The organism is Lysinibacillus sp. Y5S-8, assembly GCF_036894365.1.
In the GTDB taxonomy this organism is placed as follows: Bacteria; Bacillota; Bacilli; order Bacillales_A; family Planococcaceae; genus Lysinibacillus; species Lysinibacillus fusiformis_D.
Genome location: NZ_CP145891.1, coordinates 1 through 2,217, shown reverse-complemented (window position 1 = coordinate 2,217; position 2,217 = coordinate 1). Strand labels below are relative to the sequence as shown.

The 2,217-nt window shown below is 41.5% G+C and carries 2 protein-coding genes; one reads left to right on the top strand and one right to left on the bottom strand.

The window, feature by feature from the left end:
* The first annotated feature begins 332 nt into the window (after nt 1-332).
* Entirely contained in the window at nt 333-1,361 is a 1,029-nt protein-coding gene (mobV, locus tag V6670_RS22995) for a MobV family relaxase (RefSeq protein ID WP_338654776.1), read from the top strand.
* Here mobV and V6670_RS22990 read toward each other — a convergent pair.
* Complete coding sequence (locus V6670_RS22990) at nt 1,358-1,864, bottom strand: replication/maintenance protein RepL (protein ID WP_338654775.1); 507 nt, start codon at nt 1,862-1,864, stop codon at nt 1,358-1,360. The genes mobV and V6670_RS22990 overlap by 4 nt on opposite strands.
* Nucleotides 1,865-2,217: the final 353 nt, after the last annotated feature.

The following is a 2,217-nucleotide window of genomic DNA, read 5'->3' as shown; positions in this document are numbered from 1 at the left end:
ATACCACCGAGCCACTACGCCACGCCCAACGGATAGGATAGATCGCAAGGGTTCAGCAGGGGGGTATCATTCCTTGTGGGCTGTTATGGTTCAGAACGCCCAACAAGTGAGCCACTTCGTAGCGATACCGAGCAGAGTTATCGGGCAAGGCAAGCTTGCCCTACCGTCAGGGGAAATTACACGGTAATTTCCCCCGACACCCCCTAACGTTAAGGGGTAAAAATTACCCCCTTGACGTTCCCCCCGAAAAGGGGGGATACTACAACCCCGTAGGGCGAACGACCAAATTTTTTAAATTTGGTGTAGTGAGTACACCAAAAAGGGAAAACACTATGAGCTATGCGATTTTAAGAACAAAAAAATTGACCGAATGGGGCAATATCTGTGCGAGCCTTGAGCATAATTTCAGAGAGCGATTAACGCCAAATGCCGACAGTAATCGAACCCCTGAAAATGTGCATATTGGGGCAAATTCAACCGCAGAAGTCCGGCAAAAAATCGAACAAAGTCTTCCGCAGAAGTTTCGTGCGGATTGCGTAAAATGCGTTGAATACTTGATAACCGCAAGCCCCGAATGGTTCGAAGAACACGATAAAAGCGAACATCAAAAGTATTTTGAACGTTCGATTGAGTGGCTGAAAGAACGGCACGGGGCGGATAACATCAAGTGCGTTTCAATCCATAATGACGAAAGCACGCCCCACCTTGTGGCTTACGTTGTTCCGCTTGATGAGCGGGGCAAACTTAATGCCAAAAAGTGGCTTGGTGGCAAAAAGCTGATGAACGAAATGCAAAGTAATTTTGCTGAACGGGTAGCGGATTTTGGGCTTTCTCGTGGGATTGAAGGCTCAAGAGCCAAGCACGAACGTGTTCAACGGTTTTATAGCAATTTGAATGACGAAGTGTTGCTTACTACGGACGATCTCAAGCCGAAATTACTTCATAAGGGCGTTTTTAAGGACGAATATGAAGATTTTGACGTTGTAAAAAATCGGGTGAATGACAAGTTAAGACAGGTTTATGACAACAAGAACAAGCAAATTCAACACTTGGAACGGCAAAACAAGCGTTTGCAAGCGGTTCAAGAGAAATTACTTGCCGATCTACGGGAAGAAAACAAGGGTCTTGATACGGCTGTTTTTGTCAGGGATAAGCTATGGAAAGAGAAAAGTAGCGAATTTAACGCATTACAGAGAGATTTTGACGAATACAAGCGAAACCATAGGTTAAACACGGAAAATCTCTCAGAAGCTCAAATAGACGAATTTAAGGGGAAAATTGAACAGCAACAGGCAAGTAACTTGGAAAAAGAACGCCTTGAGCTTGCTCAAAAGCGTTCTGTTTATCAGGTGAAAATTTAATTTTCAGGTGGATTTTCGTCCGTGAGTAGGTTTACTTCGTGGGGAATGTGTCTTAGTTGCTTGTCGGTTTGGAAGTCAGGGTTTTCGGTTGATGTGGCAACAACCGTAGATGAGAAGATTGCATAATGTTTTTGGTTGTTTGCGTGTCGCCAAGCGACTTGAGCATTGACACAATATGCGGTCGCACTGCCAACTTTAACAGTATCAATCCAACGATTATCTTTCAAATGCTTGATAGCTCGTGCAACGGTTGGTCTTGAATACCCTGTAATTTCCATTAAGGTTTGATAAGAGCAAATTACGGAATTGTTGTAATTGCCCATTTTTTCAATGAAGAAAAATAGAATTTGGGCTGATATAGGGCTTGTAGCTATCAATTTTTGAATAGCTGAAAGGGAATTATCTTGGATCTGCACAAATTTAGCATTTTTCTTTGGTAAAAATTTAGGGTCAATATGTGTTGTAACACCTGTTTTTTGTTTATTTTTTGTACTGTTTTCCATTGATACCACCTAGTTAAATTTGAGATACATAATGTATCACAACATTACAAAATTTGTAAAGATAGCGTTCAATTTTTAAAAAGTGAGTATCATCAATAGTGATACTCCCCAGTATCATCAATAGTGATACTCTGATTTTTATAACGCATTGATTTTATTATAATTTTTATTTTCGCCTTATATCTATATCTTAGGCGTAGCCTCCACGAAAAAAACGCTGTTTTTTTGAGCAGAAAAGGTGGCATTCGTCTTGGTTAAATGACGGGTGTGTAGCGGTTTTTGTCAAGGGGTTTACAGCGATAGCGTCCCTTGACAAAAAGTAGAGCGGAACGCCCATAATGCAACCAAGATGA

Coding starts and splice junctions, on each gene's coding strand:
- mobV (WP_338654776.1), top strand. CDS start 333: ATGAGCTATGCGATTTTAAGAACAAAAAAATTGACCGAATGGGGCAAT.
- V6670_RS22990 (WP_338654775.1), bottom strand. CDS start 1,864: ATGGAAAACAGTACAAAAAATAAACAAAAAACAGGTGTTACAACACAT.